Origin of the sequence: Fontisphaera persica (assembly GCF_024832785.1) — a bacterium.
Lineage (GTDB): Bacteria > Verrucomicrobiota > Verrucomicrobiia > Limisphaerales > Fontisphaeraceae > Fontisphaera > Fontisphaera persica.
In genome coordinates this window covers 2,112,481-2,131,215 of record NZ_CP116615.1, presented here as the reverse complement: position 1 = coordinate 2,131,215, position 18,735 = coordinate 2,112,481, and the positions used below count along the sequence as shown (strand labels likewise).

At 58.0% G+C, this 18,735-nt stretch carries 20 protein-coding genes and 1 pseudogene; 18 read left to right on the top strand and 3 right to left on the bottom strand.

Annotation, left to right across the window (positions count from 1 at the left end; genetic code table 11):
* Positions 1 to 25 precede the first annotated feature (25 nt).
* Positions 26 to 2,056 carry an ATP-dependent helicase gene (locus tag NXS98_RS07730; RefSeq protein WP_283847901.1) on the top strand — a complete coding sequence of 677 codons (2,031 nt, stop codon included), beginning with the start codon at positions 26 to 28 and terminating at the stop codon, positions 2,054 to 2,056.
* 31 nt (positions 2,057 to 2,087) lie between these two features.
* Entirely contained in the window at positions 2,088 to 2,480 is a 393-nt protein-coding gene (locus NXS98_RS07725) for a response regulator (protein WP_283847900.1), read from the top strand.
* Between the two features lie 16 nt (positions 2,481 to 2,496).
* Here NXS98_RS07725 and NXS98_RS07720 read toward each other — a convergent pair whose 3' ends face one another.
* On the bottom strand, positions 2,497 to 3,222 hold the full coding sequence (locus tag NXS98_RS07720) for a DUF554 family protein (RefSeq protein WP_283847899.1): 726 nt from the start codon (positions 3,220 to 3,222) through the stop codon (positions 2,497 to 2,499).
* The gene (lipA, locus tag NXS98_RS07715) at positions 3,223 to 4,119 is read right to left on the bottom strand and encodes a lipoyl synthase (RefSeq protein WP_283847898.1); all 897 of its coding nucleotides are present in this window, start codon (positions 4,117 to 4,119) and stop codon (positions 3,223 to 3,225) included. It lies immediately after the preceding gene.
* A gap of 723 nt (positions 4,120 to 4,842) precedes the next feature.
* Between lipA and NXS98_RS07710 the strand changes: the two genes are divergently transcribed.
* Entirely contained in the window at positions 4,843 to 5,028 is a 186-nt protein-coding gene (locus NXS98_RS07710) for a hypothetical protein (protein WP_283847897.1), read from the top strand.
* Between the two features lie 61 nt (positions 5,029 to 5,089).
* On the opposite strand, the gene NXS98_RS07705 is transcribed toward NXS98_RS07710, so the two are convergent.
* Positions 5,090 to 5,389, bottom strand: coding sequence for a CopG family ribbon-helix-helix protein (locus NXS98_RS07705; protein WP_283847896.1), 300 nt, complete (start codon positions 5,387 to 5,389; stop codon positions 5,090 to 5,092).
* A 222-nt stretch (positions 5,390 to 5,611) separates the two neighbouring features.
* On the opposite strand from NXS98_RS07705, the gene NXS98_RS07700 reads away from it, so the two are divergent.
* From NXS98_RS07700 to NXS98_RS07630, 15 genes and pseudogenes are all read left to right on the top strand, one after another.
* Positions 5,612 to 6,277, top strand: coding sequence for a hypothetical protein (locus NXS98_RS07700; RefSeq protein ID WP_283847895.1), 666 nt, complete (start codon positions 5,612 to 5,614; stop codon positions 6,275 to 6,277).
* 410 nt (positions 6,278 to 6,687) lie between these two features.
* Positions 6,688 to 7,248, top strand: coding sequence for a hypothetical protein (locus tag NXS98_RS07695; RefSeq protein WP_283847894.1), 561 nt, complete (start codon positions 6,688 to 6,690; stop codon positions 7,246 to 7,248).
* Between the two features lie 6 nt (positions 7,249 to 7,254).
* Positions 7,255 to 7,548, top strand: coding sequence for a hypothetical protein (locus tag NXS98_RS07690; RefSeq protein WP_283847893.1), 294 nt, complete (start codon positions 7,255 to 7,257; stop codon positions 7,546 to 7,548).
* A 1,032-nt stretch (positions 7,549 to 8,580) separates the two neighbouring features.
* A pseudogene (locus tag NXS98_RS17975) lies at positions 8,581 to 8,760 on the top strand (hypothetical protein); the annotation flags it as partial.
* Between the two features lie 57 nt (positions 8,761 to 8,817).
* Complete coding sequence (locus tag NXS98_RS07680; RefSeq protein ID WP_283847891.1) at positions 8,818 to 9,483, top strand: hypothetical protein; 666 nt, start codon at positions 8,818 to 8,820, stop codon at positions 9,481 to 9,483.
* Positions 9,480 to 9,962 (top strand): hypothetical protein, encoded by a 483-nt coding sequence (locus NXS98_RS07675; RefSeq protein WP_283847890.1) that lies wholly within the window; start codon positions 9,480 to 9,482, stop codon positions 9,960 to 9,962. Before NXS98_RS07680 ends, NXS98_RS07675 begins: the two co-directional genes overlap by 4 nt.
* 156 nt (positions 9,963 to 10,118) lie before the next feature.
* Positions 10,119 to 11,414 carry an RHS repeat domain-containing protein gene (locus NXS98_RS07670; protein WP_283847889.1) on the top strand — a complete coding sequence of 432 codons (1,296 nt, stop codon included), beginning with the start codon at positions 10,119 to 10,121 and terminating at the stop codon, positions 11,412 to 11,414.
* A 21-nt stretch (positions 11,415 to 11,435) separates the two neighbouring features.
* Positions 11,436 to 11,858, top strand: coding sequence for a hypothetical protein (locus NXS98_RS07665; protein ID WP_283847887.1), 423 nt, complete (start codon positions 11,436 to 11,438; stop codon positions 11,856 to 11,858).
* A gap of 1,244 nt (positions 11,859 to 13,102) precedes the next feature.
* Positions 13,103 to 13,816, top strand: coding sequence for an RHS repeat-associated core domain-containing protein (locus NXS98_RS07660; RefSeq protein WP_283847885.1), 714 nt, complete (start codon positions 13,103 to 13,105; stop codon positions 13,814 to 13,816).
* Positions 13,817 to 13,894: 78 nt separating this feature from the next.
* A complete protein-coding gene (locus NXS98_RS07655; protein ID WP_283847883.1) occupies positions 13,895 to 14,215 on the top strand; it encodes a hypothetical protein in 321 nt (106 codons plus the stop codon).
* 795 nt (positions 14,216 to 15,010) lie between these two features.
* On the top strand, positions 15,011 to 15,391 hold the full coding sequence (locus NXS98_RS07650) for a hypothetical protein (protein ID WP_283847882.1): 381 nt from the start codon (positions 15,011 to 15,013) through the stop codon (positions 15,389 to 15,391).
* A 10-nt stretch (positions 15,392 to 15,401) separates the two neighbouring features.
* Positions 15,402 to 15,803, top strand: a complete 402-nt coding sequence (locus NXS98_RS07645; RefSeq protein WP_283847881.1) for a hypothetical protein — start codon at positions 15,402 to 15,404, stop codon at positions 15,801 to 15,803.
* A 330-nt stretch (positions 15,804 to 16,133) separates the two neighbouring features.
* Positions 16,134 to 16,598 (top strand): RHS repeat-associated core domain-containing protein, encoded by a 465-nt coding sequence (locus NXS98_RS07640; RefSeq protein ID WP_283847880.1) that lies wholly within the window; start codon positions 16,134 to 16,136, stop codon positions 16,596 to 16,598.
* 443 nt (positions 16,599 to 17,041) lie between these two features.
* Positions 17,042 to 17,443: a hypothetical protein gene (locus NXS98_RS07635; RefSeq protein ID WP_283847879.1), complete on the top strand. Its 402-nt coding sequence runs from the start codon at positions 17,042 to 17,044 to the stop codon at positions 17,441 to 17,443.
* Positions 17,444 to 17,701: 258 nt separating this feature from the next.
* The gene (locus NXS98_RS07630; protein WP_283847878.1) at positions 17,702 to 17,926 is read left to right on the top strand and encodes a hypothetical protein; all 225 of its coding nucleotides are present in this window, start codon (positions 17,702 to 17,704) and stop codon (positions 17,924 to 17,926) included.
* Positions 17,927 to 18,735: the final 809 nt, after the last annotated feature.

Here is an 18,735-nt window from a genome sequence, read left to right as displayed (position 1 = left end):
GCACCCACTACACTCCGCCGCACTCATGGTGGATTTGAACAGTTTGAATCCAGAACAACGCCGGGCGGTGGAGACCACCGAAGGGCCGGTGTTGATACTGGCGGGGGCCGGTACGGGCAAGACGCGGGTCATCACCTACCGGCTGGCGCACCTGATTGCCCGGGGCGTCCCGCCGGGGCAGATTTTGGCGGTGACCTTCACCAACAAGGCGGCGCGCGAAATGAAAGAACGCGTGGCGCAGTTGGTGCCCCGGCCCCGCGTGGCGCCCGGCCAGCCCAAACCAGAGTCGCCCACCATCTGCACTTTTCACGCGCTGGGGGCGCGCCTGCTCCGCCAATACATTGACCGCTTGGGTTACAAGCCCAACTTTGTCATTTACAGCGAGTCGGAGCGCCTGAGCGCGGTGCGCCGCATTCTTTCGCATTTCAATGTGCGCGGGGTTTCGTTGGACGCGGCTGACGTCGCGGCGGCAATCAGCCGGATTAAAAACGGTTTTGATGGCCGGGAGGATACGCTGCATGAAATCGCCCGCCATTTGCTGCCCAGGTATGAGTCCGCGCTCCGCGCCTGCAATGCGGTGGATTTTGATGATTTGCTGGGATTGACGCTTACCTTGTTACGAAAGGACAAGGAAGTATTGGCCCAGTGCCGCCAGCGCTTTCGCTACATCATGGTGGATGAATACCAAGATACCAACGCCGCCCAGTTCGAGATTTTGCGGCTCCTGGCCGCCCACCACCAAAACCTGTGCGTGGTGGGCGATGACGACCAGAGCATCTACGGCTGGCGCGGCGCGGAAATCGCCAACCTGCTCGACATGGAAAAGTATTTTCCCCGGGTCAAGGTCATCAAGCTGGAGCAAAACTACCGCTCCACCAATGTCATCCTGGAGGCGGCCAATGCGGTGATCACCCACAACTCCCGCCGCCGGCCCAAGAAATTGTGGAGCCGCAACGGGCAGGGCAGCCCCATCGTGCTCCACACCTTTGCAAACGAGGAGGAAGAAGCCCGCGGCATCGTCGAGCAGATTGAAATCAACCGCAAATTCAAACGCATCCCCTGGCAGCAGCAGGCCATTCTGTTTCGCACCAATCACCAGGCGCGCGCGCTGGAAACGGCGTTGCGGGCGGCGCGCGTCCGCTACCACCTGGTGGGCGGCCAGAGTTATTTTGACCGGCGCGAAATCAAGGATTTTCTGGCCTACCTGCGCACTTTCCACCATCCGCACGATGACATCAGCCTGCTGCGCATTGCCAATGTGCCGGCGCGCGGCTTGAGCGAGGCCACCATGGAGCGGCTTCTGGCCCTGAGCCATGCGCGGCATTGCTCGGTGTTCACCGCCATGCGGCACACCGATGTGCAGGAAGCCCTGCCGGCCCGCGCGCGCGAGGCCGTGCGCGGTTTTTTGCATCTGGTGGAAACGCATCACCACACGCTCGCCCAGCCGGTGCCCGGTTTTTCCCTGCGGCGCTGGGCCGAGCACTGGCTGGACCAGGTGGGTTATTGGGAGGAAATCCGCGCGAGCGAAAAAACGCCGGAAGCGGCGGAAAACCGCATCCGCATCCTCAAAGATTTGGTGAGCACCCTGGACCACGAGGACTACGCCGGCGCCACGCCCGGCGAGCGCCTGAACCGGTTTCTGGAGGAAATCACTTTGGACGCCGACCGGGACGAGGAAGAGGAACTGGAGGGGGACCAGGTGACGCTGATTACCCTGCATAGCTGCAAGGGCTTGGAATTCCCCCATGTGTTTTTGGTGGGGTTGGAGGAGGGACTGCTGCCGCACACCCGCTCCAAGGAGGAGGGAACGGTGGACGAGGAGCGCCGCCTGTTCTACGTTGGCATCACCCGTGCCCGCCAAACTCTGACGTTGAGCCACTGCCTGGCCCGGAAAAAGTACGGTGCTCCCACCCCGGCGCATCCTTCGCGGTTTTTGTTGGAGCTGCCCGCCCATCTCATCGAACGGGCGGAAGAACGCCGGAAGCAGCCGGTCAGTGTGGAGGAGGGCAGCCGTATTTTGGCGGAATTGAAAGCCTCCTTGCGCTCCAAAGCCTGAGGGGATTATATTGTCCTGCAACTAGCCCACTATGAAGACCCGGGTGCTGCTGGTGGATGACGAAGAAAGCTTCACGCGGCTGTTGAAGCTCAATCTCGAACGCACCGGGCAGTATGAGGTGCGCGTGGAAAACTGGGGTGGCGCAGCCGTGGAAGCCGCCCGCCAATTCAAACCTGACGTCGTTCTGCTCGACGTCATCATGCCCCAGATGTTTGGCGGAGACGTGGCCAACCAATTCAAGGCGGACCCGGAGCTGAAGGATTACCCCATCGTTTTCCTGAGCGCGTCCGTCAAACCCTCCCGCGTGGCCGAGCATGACGGCGTCATTGGCGGCTATCCTTTCATCGCCAAGCCTGCCAGTCTGGAAGCGGTGATTGCCGGCATCGAAAAATACGCCCGCAAACGCAAGCCGGAGGAGAAATAATCCGGCGGCAGGGCTTTCAGACCAGCCAGCGTGCCAGCAACGGCGCGATGACCAGCGCCGGCAGGTAGTTAGCCAGCTCAATTTTACGCACTTCAAAAATCACCACCGCCACACTAATCGCCAAAAAACCGCACACCAGATGCAAGGCCGCCGTGGCCGGGGCAAAAGTGGAAAGCCAGCCTGCTTCCACCAGGGCGCGCGCGCCCAGGGTCAACACCCCCTGCCAGGCCGCCACCGGCAGCGCTGCCAGCAAAATCCCGCGGCCCAACAGCGGCACAAAGGCCTGCGCCGCCAGGCCGTCCATCACCGCCTTGACCGCTAGTAGATACCAGAAATTATGCAGGCCGTCCTGCAGGCTGCCGATGAAGGCCAGCGGCGCGGCACAAAACAAGGCCGCGCCCACCAGCAGCGCATGATCCCAGCGGTGGGCTGCCTTGGCCGGCGCCTGCAATCGCTGCAGGGCATATTGGCCCAGGCGGTTGCTGGCGTTTTGCAGACCCAGCAGTCGGCCGGCAACCTTGCCCAGCATCAAAGACAACAACACCAGCCCCCACACCTTGAGGGCGGCGCCAAGCGGCCCTTGTGTGCCCGCCCAAAAAAGTTTTCCCCCCAGCACCAGAGCCGCCACGCCGAGAAAAGTCTTGATTTGCTGCTCGCGCCCCTGGCTCAAGCGCCACCGTGGGCTGCTGCCGGCCAGCCCCCCGGCCACAATCGCCGCCACATTCAACGCGGTGCCGATCATTTATGCATTCCGGGTGCGGTCCGGGTGAAAGTCATCGGCGTGATAGGAGCTGCGCACCAGCGGGGCGCTGGAGACGTGCACAAAACCCATTTCCCGCGCCAGGCGTCCATACGCCGCAAAGCGTTCCGGAGACACATATTCCACCACCGGCAAATGCTCCGGCGTGGGTTGCAGATATTGGCCGAGGGTCAGCAGGTCACAGCCGGCGGCCCGCAAATCCTGCAACGCTTCCCGTAGTTCCTCCTCCGTTTCCCCCAAACCCAGCATCAGGCCCGATTTGGTGTAGAGCGTCTCGCCCGCCCACGTTTTGACCTTGCGCAGCACGCTGAGTGAGCGCTCATACGTCGCCCGATGCCGCACGGTGGGCGTCAACCGGCGCACCGTTTCAAGGTTGTGATTGAAAATCTCCGGCCGCCCCGCCAGCACGCAGCGCAGCGCTGCGTCCTGGTCTTGGAAATCCGGCGTCAACACCTCAATAACCACCCCCGGATTCAGCGCGCGCACCGCTTCAATTGTGCGGCGGAAATGCTCCGCGCCGCCGTCGGGTAAATCATCCCGCGCCACGCCGGTGATGACCACGTGGCGCAGCCCCATCCGACGGGCCGCCTCCGCCACGCGCTGTGGCTCCGTAGGCTCCAAGGGCAGCGGCTTGGCGGTGGTGACCGCGCAAAACTTGCACGCCCGCGTGCAGCGGTCGCCCCCAATCATGAACGTGGCCGTGCCCTTGCTCCAACATTCCCAGTGATTGGGGCAGCGCGCACTTTCGCACACCGTATGCAGGCGCTGGTCTTGCAACAAATTACGCGTATGCGCAAACGCCGCCGTCTGCGGCAACCGCAAGCGCAGCCACTCCGGCAACCGCCGGCGGCTGGTGGAGGACTCCATTGTCGTGCTCATCGCCAAAACAAGGATGCACCGCCGCCGCCCGGTCTGCAAAGGAAAATGCAGGCAACGATGGGAAAGACTGGGTAGATTGTGACCCCCCTGTGGTCAAGATTTCATCATGTTAAGCGTACGCCGCAAGGAGGAACCGCGGCGCTACGTCCCCCGCGAACCTTGCGCCTTCCAGGAACGCAGCCGCCGACCGCCGCGATGCCCCCGCCAAAGCGCGACCTACATCGCAGCCACGATTGGGCATCCGCACGAGAAGACAGCCCAGAGCGGGGCGGGAAAAGGGGATTGTCGAAATAGGAATCCATGAGCAAAACTCCGTCGGCACGTCGAGCCTTCAGAGGCTTATTTGGGGTGTTTGCAATTTAAGCGGGGTGGACGATTCGCCTTTCCAGACCGCTGCAAATCTGGTGGGGGCTAGCGGATGATGCCTCCGCCCGCTGAGCCCTCACCCCCTCCCACCGCCGTCCCGGTAGAGACCGGGTCTGGCGGAGCTCTGTCTGACGATACGCGCCCCACCAAAAAACGCTGTCTTTCGGCCCAAACGGCATCAGTTGCCTCCCCGCGCAGGCAGTCTATCGCGGGTTTTGTCTTCTCAGCCCCTCCCTTCACCCGCCCCAACCGTCAAGCCCATTCACATCGTAATGATTGAGGCACTTGTGCTAACGCGCTCGCGAGTGTCTTTGCTGTGTATTTAATTAAATAAACTCTATGCTTCAACATGGAATCTTGGATAACGACAAACAGCAATTGGCTGACGTCATGCAAACCGTTCTGGTTGTTCAGGATGCGAAGATTGCAGGGGAAAAGGAAATGGTGGAGCCGACGAGACTCGAACTCGTGACCCCCACAATGCCATTGTGGCCCGAAATGCTTATTTACGGCCATTTTATAATACCTTTGGTTTTTCGCTAACGTTTTGCTAACGTCATTTAAATCAGTATTTGCCGTCGCAGTGTCCTCGCAGGGAGTCACGCTATTTTTGAATAAAAAGCATGGTTTCATTCCTCGTTGGCGGCATTTGGCTGAGGCAGAGCAGGGGTGATTTTTCCGATTTCACAGCATCACGCTTGAATTTACGGGCTGCGGTTGATTGGAAGGTGTTTTCAAGTTTTGCCCGACGTTCGCCGGCCAATTTCCGGGCCTGTGCATCCAGGTAGTGCTCCAGGGTTTCCTCGATCAATTGAGTGCGGTCAATGCCCAAGGCTTCGGCGTAGCGGTCTAGCTTTTCCACCAAGGAGACTGGCAAACGATAATTTTTAAGAACCTTCTTCATGACCGATCATGTTCTATACCTGAATGAACGTGTAAAGACTAGCTTTATAGGCTGATAATGCCAAGAAAAATATCATAGGTGACGGGACGCATCTTATTTTCTTGCAGGGGTGTCTATACTGGGGCCACGACAACAACTTCGCTTACCTCCCCGGCTACCACCCCCACCGTTGCCCCCGCTCGCCCCACCCAGCCTGCGCCATCCGCCCCAGAATCCTTGGCCGTGCTGGCGGCCCGTTTGGTGGGGACCTTGGAAGCCTCAGTGGCGCACTTCTTGGTATCCACCGATCAGAATTTGGGCCATCTGGAAACCCAACTCCAGCATGACCTACAAGCCCTCCTGCGGGAAACCCTTAGGCGGGCCGCGCAGGCCAAGGCCGACGCCACGCCCCCGCGCTGCCCGGTCTGCGGCCAACCCTTAAGCCGGTGCTCCTCCGGCCACGCCCGCACCTTCCAGACCCGCTTTGGCGACATCACTTTGGAACGCACCCGCGGCTATTGCCAACGCTGCCGCCAATGGCGCATCCCGGCCGATGCCGCCCTGGGTCTCGACGACACCACCGGCTACTCGCCCACCGAGCCGACGGCGGAGGAGGTGGCCAAAGAAATCGCCTACTTGCGGGAGCCTCAAGCGCGGATGGACTATCGGGCCGGGCGGCGGGCGGGCGAACCGCTGGGCAGCGGGGCGGTGGAAGCGACCTGTCGGCAGGCGCAGTGCCGGTTCAAGCGGCCCGGGCAGTTCTGGAGCACGGCCGGGGACGAAGCGCTGCTCTGTCTGGAAACCTTCTGGCACAACGACCGCTGGTCACTTTTCTTCCCCACACGGCCTTCCACCCTGCAAGAAATTGAGATGCGCCCGCAGGGGGCAAAAGGGCGAATGAAGGCTTGAAGGGAGGGCTGTTTTGGGGGATATTGGGGAAGAGGTCAGCCTGAAGATGCAAGCAATAGAAACCATGTGGGGTGATGAGGCCTGGGGAGAAAAGTTGCGTCCGCGGTGGGATGGCGACGGTGATACATAATGGCCCGGATGCGGGGGTGTATTTTCCGGTGTATGACGGGAACGGGAATGTAATGGGTTACGTCCGGGTCTCTGACGGCATCATGGTTGCCCAATACGAATACGGCCCGTTTGGCGAACTTCTCCGCGCCACCGGCCCCTGGCCCAGACCTTCCATCATCTCTTCTCCACCAAATACTTTGACTGGGAAACCGGCCTCTCTTACTACGGCCACCGCTACTATTCCCCACCGCCGCCCGCTGGCTGAGCAGGGATCCGATTGAGGAAGAGGGGGCGTGAACATGTATGGATACGTGCTGAACAACCCCATGGGATTCGTGGACGCCCTTGGCCTCGCCTCAGTTCCGATGCCGCCAAATCCGCCGGCGAACGCATGTTGTGAGGCGATTTTGGAGTTCCTCAAGCAACTCGCACGGCATACCCGTGGACGATACAACGACCTGCTCGCAGACAAACAGTTCCTCTACAAGCATGATCTGGTTGGTTGGCAGAACCACATTGACAAGTTTAACGAACAGCAAAAGCGTCTGGAAAAGTGGATTGATGAGTTCAAGAAAAGATGTCCCGGTGGAGGTGGAGAGCAGCCAATCCCCGTTTGGGTTTTGATTGAGGCGCATCGGCGAGCGCCAGAAAAGCCGCTTTGGGCAGAGCGAACCAGACACTGGACAGACTACGTTCCGGGAACTCCGCAACAAATCGAAACCGTCGGCGTTGTTTCCGGAGTTGTCGGCGAAGTCATCCTTATCGGAACTGGCGTGGGCGTGGGAACTGCAATGGTTGTTAGGGAGGACGCGCTATTCAAGTGGGCATGCGAGTCGCCCCAGCGTTTTAACAGAGGGTGAGAGTCTATGGCGCAGGAGATTTCACCGTTCGAGTCGGACTATTTGGTGTTTGAAGAGGTTCGTCATGCTGACGGCCGCTTCACTCGGATTGGCAAGTTGAAGACAACCGGAGTGACCGTGATAGAACTGATTCTGGATGAGCATCGCCGGGAGGTTCAGAAAACCTTTTTCGACGACCAAGGTCAAATGACGACGCGAGTCGTCTATGAAAACGACGCGGAGAGGAAACCGCGACTCACAACGGTCTTCGACAGAGAAGGCAAGGTTGTAATGAGGCAAGAGCGAGGAAAGCCCCGGTGATTGCGCGATGACGCTACGAAATCTCTGATTAACGTATGTTAAATGACTTTCCTGCCCTCCCAAACGTCTATTAGCGCCTTAGTCAGGACTGGGCCGCCACGAGTTCAAACCGCGCTGATCGTATGAGCGACCGTTTGGCAGTATGTGGTGGGAGTACCAATATGATTACCTGGGGCAGTTGACCAACGCGGTGCGGAAATGGGCCGATGGAACGCTTGCCTTGGGCCAGCAGTTTGCGTATAGTTATGACGGGATTGGGAACCGCTTGTGGGCTAAAAGAGACGGGCGGCAAAGCGATTACGTGGTGAACAACCTTTTCCAATACACCAGCCGTAGCGTGCCGGGTTATGTGAACATCTTGGGTAGCGCCCACAGTGCGGCGACGGTGACGGTGAACCACTCCGCCACCAGCCGCAAGGGAGAGTATTACCGGGCGGAGTTGGCGGTGGCCAACGGGAGCGGGCCGGTGTGGCTGGCGGTGACGAATGTGGGGGTGCGCGGCCAGGGAACCAATCCAGACGTGGTGACGGTGGTGACGGGGCGGCTGTATGTGGCGCGCACGCCCGAGGTGTACACGTACGATGCGGACGGGAACCTGACGAGCGACGGGCAGTGGACGAACCGGTGGGATGGGGAGAACCGGCTGGTGGAACAGGAGACGTTGCCGGCGGCGTACAACGCCGGGGTGCCGCGGCAGAAACTGGTGTACGGGTACGACTGGCAGGGCCGGCGGGTGAGCAAAGTGGTGAGCAACTGGGTCAACAACGGCTGGCAATTGGCGAGTGACCAGCGATTTTTATACGAGGGCTGGAACCTGATGGCGGTGTGGGACGGGGTAAGCGGGGCGTTGCAGGCGGCGTTTGTGTGGGGGACGGATTTGAGCGGAACCATGCAAGGGGCAGGTGGGGTAGGTGGGTTGCTTGCCGTAATGATCCCCAGCGGGACCAACGCGGGGGTGTATTTTCCGGTTTATGATGGCAACGGGAATGTGATGGGCTACGTGCGGGCCTCTGACGGGGTCATGGTGGCCCAATACGAATACGGCCCGTTTGGCGAGCTTCTCCGCGCCACGGGCCCCTGGCCAAGGACTTCAATCATCTCTTCTCCACCAAATACCACGATTGGGAAACCGGCCTCTCTTACTACGGCCACCGTTACTACAATCCCCCACTGGCAGGTGGCCAAACAGAGACCCGTTGGGGAATTAGGGGTACGAACCTTTACGGATTCATCCACAACAACCCAATCAACCGATTCGATCCATTCGGCTTGAAGGACTACAAGAAGGGCACGGATGACCCAACCATCAAGCCCGACGCGGGCGCTGGCGCTTGGGACTCCGAGGAGTGGACATGGAGCAACGTGGCGTTGAAGCAACTCATCGTGAACAACATTGGAATCGTTTGGGTGGGAATGCCCGACGCGGTGAATCACATTCAGCACTACTTCGGGAACTCCGGGAGCGACTACACCATCCGGTTGCAGAAGATGATTGATGACGTGCCTTCGGCAAAGAACGTCTATAACAGCGAGCTTGCACTGGCCCAGGCGTTCGTCGAATCGCTGCCGGACGGCAAGCACAGCATCACGTCAGGGAGTCCATCTGGCGGCTACAATCGGAAGGATGAAAGCTGGAATTGGTTCTACGCTGTCGGCGGCTACAGCGCGTGGGGCAAAGGCAACGCGACTGTCTGCAAAGACGAATACACGCTGGAGTTCCAATACAAGTTTTACGACCGCTACAACTGGGATGGCGGCAAGCAAGTGACCATCCTGGGGCAGGTCGTCACCGACCAGTTCATGGGTGAGTTTCACCGGCAAGGACTCGCGCGAGAGTTCGACATGTTCGGGTCAGTGAAGAAAACGGTGAAGTGGAAGAAGGGGCAAGCGCCCAAAGTGACCGAGGGCTGGGATTCGGAGAAGGGCGGGCGATGAGAGTGACCACCATTGTCGTTGCTGTGCTCGCAGCTTTCACGGTGGCCAGTGTAACCGGCTGTCGCGACAACCAATCCACCGGGCAAGGAGGAAGCGAGCAAGTGAGCGCGAAAGACGAACAAGCGTTGAAGGACGTGTCCGCCAAAGTTGGAATCACTTTCCCGACCAACGCTGTGCTGGTCAATGCCACTGACGGCGACGGGCGTGACCCGAGTTCCGGGTTCTACGCTTGGGGGCTGTTCTCTCCTACGGCCATCTCGATGCCAGCGATGAAAGCGCCGGGGGTGAATGGCTATTTGAATCTTCCGTTGGAAGACACCGTGAAGTTTGTTCAAGGCATGATGCGCGGTCGGAAAATCTCCCAACCGCAAACTGCTTTCAGCAGCGAGTGGGAAACGAACGGCTACGCCTTCCGGGGAACATTGGTTCGCACAGCGCAAGGCGACTACTTGGCAGTTGAACAGTTTCGGAAGAAGTAACGCGGTGTCCCGCCAAAAGGTGTGAAGGAATTTAGCGCTCCTCTGGGCCGGGGCGAGGAAAGGAAGCTGCGCTCGCGCTCCGCTGGCCACCCGCGCCTGCCGCACAGTCTTGAGTCACGGAGGCCGGGGGAGGGGGAGCAATGAGGGCTTGCAAGGATGGATGTTTTTGGGGATATTGGTGGCGAGGTCAACCACAAGATGCAGGTGAATGAAGCCATAGGCGCGTGGGCAATCGTGGAGGAGGGAGTAGCCCCGCAGTGTATGGGCCAATGGGTGCGGTGCGTACGCACGTATGGGGGTGGATTTGTCGGGGACGACGCAGGGGGCGGGGGTGTGGGTGGTTTGGTGGCGACGGTGATTCACAACGGCCCGAATGCGGGGGTGTATTTTCCGGTGTATGACGGGAATGGGAATGTGATGGGCTACGTACGGGCGTCTGACGGCATCATGATTGCCCAATACGAATACGGCCCGTTTGGCGAGCTCCTCCGCGCTACCGGCCCCCTGGCCCAGACGTTCAATCATCTCTTCTCCACCAAATACTTTGACTGGGAAACCGGCCTCTCTTACTACGGCCACCGCTACTATTCCCCACCCCGGCCGGTGGCTTTCCAGAGACCCCATCGAGGAAAAGGGGGATTGAATCTCTATGGGTTCGTCCAAAACAACCCAGTTCGTTATGTTGACCCGTTCGGTTTATATCTCAAGCGATATCCTGGCAGCCCGGACGTCTTTTGGAACAAATGGACAAAAGCGGAACGTGATGCGTGGTTCAAGGATTTCAAGGACACTTTCGGGCCGCTTATCAGTATGATGGCAGAGCGGCACTGCGTTCTTAAGGAGCTCCTATCTACCGTCATTGCCAATGAGATGATCGATTACAGCGAAGAGGAATATCGCACAGAAACGCAAGAGTTCGATTGGCGACCACGCTCACGAGGGCCAGGTCAAATCACCTACGACACCATTTTCCGCGAGGGTCTTTTCACTAAAGAGGAACAGAGAATTCTCCAAATTGGGCCGGACTTCATGTGCGCGATACATTGGCCTGGAGATCCAACTGCTCACATGTTTCCTCATGCCCTTAACGGGAACAACTCGGAGGTTGAGAAATGGCTGACGGTTCCACAGTTCAACATTGATGTCTCCGCGAGGTTGTTGAAGGGCTATCTCGACAAAATTTGCAAGTCGGCTGAGAGCGGGACGATGTCTCCGAGTTTTAAAAACGACGTTGCCCCAGGGTGTAATCTCGCCAACTTCTGCTGCCGAAAAGGAAAGTCCTGCAAGGACGTCGTGAAATACAATGCTCCCAGGTGTCTCATTCAAGCGCTGTCTTCCGTCTGGAACAACGGTCCGAGGCTTACTACTGTGAACGACATTCCAAACAAGGCGCCGAACGGCTACAATCACGGTCTATGGGCCGGGGACTTGGACGGCATCTTCGACCCTTAGTCCGAGACGAAGGCTTCATTTATGCCTGGTCGATTAAGTATAAAACACAAGCCGTTTTGGCTTGCGCTGCTGTGCATAATGTTCGTCGTTTCATGCACTAAGTTCGTTGCAGAGAAACGATTTTTAGATTCGATTGGCGTTTCAAACCTCAAGACTTACGCCAATGACATGCAAAAGAACGAGGTTTGGAATACTCTGAAGGGACAGCCAGCACCGAAATCTCTATGGCTTCCTAGTTTTGCGAGCAATGGAGTGCTTCAAGTAAGGCCCTATCTTTCCGGCGTGCTTTTTGTTTTGGAGTCGCAGAACGGGTTGGAGCGCGGTGTTTACGTTCTTGCTGAAAAGGGGAAATACCGGAAGACGGCAGCGGAATCAATTTTTCCCGCATTCAGAGTCGTGTCTACTGGTTCGAACAAAAGCTCGTGTTCCATACATTCCGCTTGAGCAGAGAAATCCAGCAAGTCGCTAACACTCCCCGGCCGCCTCCCTGCTGCCTTTTTCCCTGGCAATCGGTTTGGCGTATGTAACCGCACCGCCAGCCCCGTTGGCGGCTTTAGGACGCTTAGGACGCCTGTTTCCGACTCCTTACACCTATGCGTGACGTCATGCGCAGGCATGACACTGGGCTTGCCCCGGTTTGATGGACACCCGGTGGGCGGGTGCGGTAGAAACACCGTGTACATGAAAAAGCCAACCTCAGCCAACCGCAGGAACCCGCCCCGGGGTTGGCCAAACCCCATCCCCAAGCCAAACGCTACGACGACGCCTTCAAGCGGCTGGCCGAGGAGCGCAGCTAAAACCTCCCTCTCCCCGGGGAGAGGGCTTGGGTGAGGGGCGGTTTTCCCCTTCGTTCCCTTCGTTTCCTTCTGTTCAACATTCGTGTTCATTCCTGTTCGTTCGTGGTTGCTCTCCCCCTTCACACGCTCTGACCCCTTTGACCTCTACCCCATCGTAGAAGAAAGCCAAGGTGAGGGTCTGTAGCGCAGGCGTCCTCGCCTGCGGGTTCACGGAGCCTCCCGGCTCCGTGATTGCAGAACTGATAAGGTCAAGCGGACCCGTTCGGAAACAACAAACCGTGCGTTAATCTTTCATGCGCCGTAACGCAGGCGTGCACGAATCGCAAGGTGGGAATTGGCCTGCGAGACGCAGGCGGTATCCGCTGCGCGGGACGGGACGCCTACGCTACATGGGGTACGCCTTGCGCTACGAAACCGCTCCTATGGCCTAGGTGAGGCAAGCCAAAAGCCGATTTGGGGGCGAATGAGGGCTTGAAGGGGAGGTGGTTTTGGGGGATATTGGGTTCGAGGTCAGCCACAAGATGCAGGTGAATGAAGCCATGGGCGCGTGGAGAGTCGTGGAGGAGGGAAATCGCCCCGAAGTGCATGGGCCAACGGGCGAGGTGCGCACGCACGTATGGGGGTGGATTTGTCGGGGACGACGCAGGGGACGGGTTCGATTTCAGGAGGGTTGCAAGCGGGGTTGGCGCACGTTGTTGGTCTCGGGGAGCACACGCCTCCGGCGTGTGCCCTTCGGCGTCCCGCCGAAGGGAAATTATTCCTCCACACGTCGAATGCGGCCACAGAGCAACGCTCGTCAGAACACGAATACGGCCCGTTTGGTGAACTTCTTCGAGCCACTGGCTCCCTGGCCCAGACGTTCAATCACCTCTTCTCCACCAAATACCACGATTGGGAAACTGGCCTCTCTTATTACGGCCACCGCTACTACTCCCCACCCCCGGCCGCTGGCTAAGCCGCGATCCACTCGAGGAAAAAGGTGGGCTGCATCTCTATGCATTCGTCCTGAATGACCCAATCAACGATTTCGACATCTATGGCCTGTGGACCAAGGAGGGCGTTCTAAAATACCTGTGCTGCTGTCGCAGGTGGGTCGTGGACGACTGTCTCGCAAAGAAAACAGTCATCGGTTTCGATGAAATCAAAGTCACGTATGACAAATACGAGAAGAAGCAGAACGGGAAGAAGGGAAAGTATCTTGGGAAGCACGAATACTATCTGGCAGGGAAGAACGACGGGAGAATCTGGGTGGACAACACGTTGAGCGACGGTGATGCTGCTGCGACGTTGCTCCACGAATGCGAACACGACAGGATCACTGCCCCCAGTGTCGTTGAGGAGGAGGTGCAAGTGCGTATTGCTGAAGAGTGGTTTCGGATTCAGATGGGTTTGCCAGAGGCAGAACCCGGATTCCGGACATCCATTTCCCTTTGTATCGTTCCCCTTTCGCTGACCGTCCCGAATCAAGAGGCCATTACGAAGTGGGTCGAGCAAGCCTACGCACACAGAAATCCGGACTCGCCATTTATCTATGAGAACCGGAAGGAGGATGTTAAGGGCAAGAAAGTGGTCAGCGGATGGAAATGTCCGGACGCAGCCCAGTAGGAGACCGCCATGAGAATCCGGCATTTGTTTGCACTCTGTTCAGTGGCCTTGGTCTGCGGATGCGCAAACGAGACTGCGATGAAAACCAGTTCAGACGCGAGGAATACAGCGGCTGGGATCTGCGTGGCCGTGCAGAACTACATCACGGCGCAGAGCACCATTGAGCCCGAACTCAAACGCGAGTTGGCTGTAGTAAACATGGAATCCCTCGCGCTCGACGAGAACGGAATGACCTTCGGTTTTGGGGGACTGTGGCGTTTTGATCCGGCCAAGAACAAACTGACAAGTTCGGGCTATCGCATCGGCGATGAGCACACGTGGTATGAAGTCCGTTTGGAGTCCGTTGCTGGCAAGTTGCGCGTTAGGGACGTCAAGAAACAACGCGAGACTGTGAAGTAGTGAGGTCGGCTGTCCCGCACAAACGGTGTAAGGGATCTAGCGCGCCTGATACCGTCTCCAAGGTTGTTCAGAAGGGCACGGAGCGGCGCCCCGGGAAGCGGGAGCGCCGCGCCCTGGTGAACAACTGGGCGGCGGGCCAGATTGAGTCAGGCAGTCGCCGCTTTGCCCCGACGCTTCACGGTCATAGCCGCGCAGCCCAAACAAGGGCCAGCCTGAGATCACCGGTGGCGGCGGGGGCGTCCGGGCAACCTCTGAGAGAACCGCACCCCATGAGGGTCCCCGTAATAGGGTCCATGTATCAGGTCGAGGCCGTCCCCGGCACGCGGCGAAGCGTCTGCCGCAACGAAAGGGTCGGCTTGGCGGGGTCGCATCGGAACATTCAACCATGGGGACGCCGCCACGTGCGGGCAGAAGCAAGGAGAGCTTGGTTTACGATGCGCGTTGTGCGATACCAAGGCGGTCAGTGTCCGTGCCGAGCCAGCTGGGCCGACGGCTGGCCAAGCGGTGGCGCAGGCGTCCCGCAGAGGCCGGACCGCGGAGCACCGTTTTGCGGCGGCAAGATCGTGATGTATTGCGCCGCCTGCCCGGCACAACGGTAAGATGACGACGCGGCTACAACTACAACAACCCGGCGATGGGAGGCGAGGCTGCACGAACGCCACTTGGGCCGGGCGAACTATCGCTACGACACGTCGCCGTCACCCCGCGTGTCGAAGACCTGCCTGCGCTCGAGCCGCAGGTTGGCTAAGTAGAGACCCCATCGAGGAACTAGGGCTTGAACTGGTGCGCGGCGTAATGGACTCGGCAAAGGATGACCTATTTGCCGACGACGGTCCAAACTTATACACCTACGTCAGAGACGACCCGGCGAACAAGTTTGACCTGCTGGGGCTGGCTGCGGGAATCCCTCCTGGACAAGGCATCAGCATTCCGCCCAGCGTTCCCAACACGGCAGACCTTGCAAATGCTGTGAAGAGGTATAACGCCGCCTGCAAATGCGGAGACGCTCCATCGGATTTCGATTGTTACACAATTTGTGACGCGTTTTACGGCAACATCTCGCCGACCTTGGTCGCGAACTGCATGCTGAACTGTGGCGACTGTAGCTTGGGGAAATTCATGGGGAAGAATCCTCCAGGGAGCAAGAAGAAGAAAAAGCCGCAGCCGAAGAAATAAAGAGCGTGTTATGAAGACGTTTGGACTGATACTTATTGCTGGAATCACTTTGTTGCTGACGGCCTACGCCGCAGAGCACTTGCAAATCACAACGAAGAAACAGAGCTTTCCCGAGAAACAACTTTCCGTTGAAAGAACCTATCGCGGCAACCAATGCATTGTCTTGGAGATGACTGAGGGCGGCAAGAGGACGAGAGCCTTCAGGGTCAACGGGAAGACTGTCATGGCGGAATCCGATGAGGAGGGCGATGGCTTTTTGAAAGCTTCATGGTGTTTGATCCTGGAACCGAAGATTTCGAATGGTTCACTAGAACAACGAACAACATCGTGCGTCCAGTTGCGTCGGAAAAACTTCAAGAAGCCAAGTCTAAGAAAAAGGCTGCCGACAAAGCGCTTCCGACCTGATCGATAAGTGATCCCGCCGGTGTCCCGCACTAACGGTGTGAAGGGATCTAGCGGTGCTCAGGCTGCGGCGGAGGAAGGTCAGCCAGTTGCGCCAGTTGTTGGCTTTGGCTGAAGGGCCGAAGGCGTAAAGATTGCGTAGCGCAGGCGTCCACGCCTGCGAGTCCCGCCTGCGTCCCGCAGGCTGGGGGCAAAGGGGCGAATGAAGGCTTGAAGGGGTGGGGGATTTGGGGGATATTGGGTGCAAGGTCAGCCACAAGATGCAGGTGAATGAAGCCATAGGCACATGTGCAGTGTCGAAGGTGGAAAGTTGTCCCGAAGTGCATAGGACAAGGGTGCGGTGCGCACGCACGTGTGGGGTGGATTTGTCGGGGACGACGCACGGGGCGGGGGCGTGGGTGGTTTGGTGGCGACGGTGATTCACAATGGCCCGAATGCGGGGGTGTATTTTGCGGTGTATGACGGGAATGGGAATGTGATGGGCTACGTACGGGCCTCTGACGGTGGCGTGGTGGCCCAATACGAATACGGCCCGTTTGGCGAGCTTCTCCGCGCCACCGGCCCCTGGCGCAGACCTTCAATCATCTCTTCTCCACCAAATACTTTGACTGGGAAACCGGCCTCTCTTACTACGGCCACCGCTACTACTCCCCACCCCGGCCGGTGGCTCTCCCGCGATCCGATTGGAGAAGTGGGTGGGTTGAACCGCTACGGTTTTGGTAGCAATGATCCAAATAACAACGTTGATCCTTTTGGTCTTCAAATATTGAGGAAACACCCTCATGAATATGATGCCATTGATTGAGCAGCAATCCAAGCATTGCAGGAGGCGCACTTTTTACCCGCACTGACCCGGAGCACCGCGAACACGGTGGTAGAATATGTAAATGCTGCCGGCGAGGCCAGGTGTCATACATTTTCACTATGGGGCGCTCCTCATTTTCATGGAAAGATCGCTTGAAAAGGCAAAGGGAACTTCGGATAAAATACAGAAATTCTAACCTAGTGGTGGTAGGATTAATATCCGAAGGCGAACTGCCTCTTTGCCCGCAAGACTGCGAAGAGGTTGGTTATTATCATACACATCCGAGCGGAGGCAGCCACAACGAAGAGGATAAGGATTTGGCGTGGTTTGGAATGAAAAGATCATATGTGGGTGGGGAGGGCGCGATTTCCTTGGCAAAGTATATTAGTTTGATCCCGATAATAACACGGAGTATGTGTTTAACTTAAAATCCAAGTAACGTTATGAAACATCAGAACTTGTTTGCCTTAATTTTTGCATGCGTTTGCACGTTGTTATTTGGTGCAGAACCAATCCGCGTTGCTCCTGAAAGGGAGTATGTTTCAATGATTGACGTTATAGCCAATAAATCCAACTATCACAATAGAAGCATCGTTATAAAAGGATACTTTAAGATAAGAGGCGAAACATGTGCAATATTTCTTTCTCGCGATGACGCGCTGAATGGCGTTACTAAAAATGCCATTTGGTTTGACATCGATTCATCCACTGTATCAGGCAAAGACATTATAAAATACGAAGGTAAGTACGTTATGGTTGCAGGTATATATACTACAAACAGGAACGGACATTTAGGGCTGTATTCTGGCGAAATGATCCAGGTGAAGGCCATGAGAAGTAATTAGCGCAAGAGCGGACAAGGACTAACGACAACATAGCCTGCCATTGCAATTGCGCAAACCAGTGCCAATCCTCTTCTTCCCTCGTCAGGCCACCGGCCTGCGCATACCCGACGATTGGGCATTGCTGGTGGAAGCTGCGGGAAAGGCGCAGTCATACCCTGGGCTTGCGCCGGTTAGATGGACACCCGGTTAAGGCGGGGGCGCATGGGTTTTTAGTTCACGTAACGTGGGGTCAAGATGTTGCGGGTGATTTATGTTGCGGTGAAGACAAACCCCGGTGGGCAATCGGAGACGTACGCGCGGGAGGTGCGGATGCGTCCGGCGTCGGTGGTGGGTGTGAGGAGGCAGGTGGGATTGGCGTCGGCGGGACGCTCCCGCTCTGCGGGACGAGACGCAGGCGCTCCCCGAGACCGGTTGTCCAAGTCTTGGACGCAGGTGAGCAAGGTGGTGCAGAACAAGGTGGGCGGGGTGTGGTGTTTGGTTTGAATTCACGCAAAGGCGCGAAGGCGCGAAGACGGGGAGTGGGAGGTGTCGGAGGGTGCGGTTCGGTTTCTTGCGTGTTTCAGCTAGCTCACGGCTTGGTGCATCGTAAAACAAGATTAGGCCTGCGGGGAGCAGGCCGGACTCGCAGCCGTACGCCTTCGCCTCTTTTGAAACTTATAACAACCGCACGCGGCTCTACAGCGCGGTTGGTTACCCATCCCCTAGGCACTTTGAGAGCCAAATCCACTCAATACAACCCATGCGCACCGCCTCCTCAAGGTGTCCATCAAACCGGGGCAAGCCCACAAAGACGCCTGGGGTGGAGTTGACTCCGGCGGGACGCTCCCGCTTTGCGGGACGGGACGCAGGCGCTCCCGAGACCACAAGGCAAAGTCTATGACGAGGGTGAGCAAGGTGGTATGGAACGAGGCAGTCGGGGTGTGGTGTTATGGTTTCAATTAACGCCAAGGCGCAAAGACGCCGGGGGTGAAAGTCTTACTGCGGCGTCAAGTAGTGCAGGCGTCCACCCATGTAGCGCAGGCGTCCTCGCCTGCGAGTAATGCCTGCGTCCCGCAGGCCGGGGGCAAGGGGAGCAATGAGGGCTTGAAGGGATGGGGGATTTGGGGGATATTGGGTTCGAGGTCAGCCACAAGATGCAGGTAAATGAAGCCATAGGCGCATGGGCAATCGTGGAGGAGGGGAATTGTCCCGCAGTGCGTGGGCCAAGGGGCGAAGTGCGCACGCACGTGTGGGGGTGGATTTGTCGGGGACGACGCAGGGGGCGGAGGGTGTGGGTGGTTTGGTGGCGACGG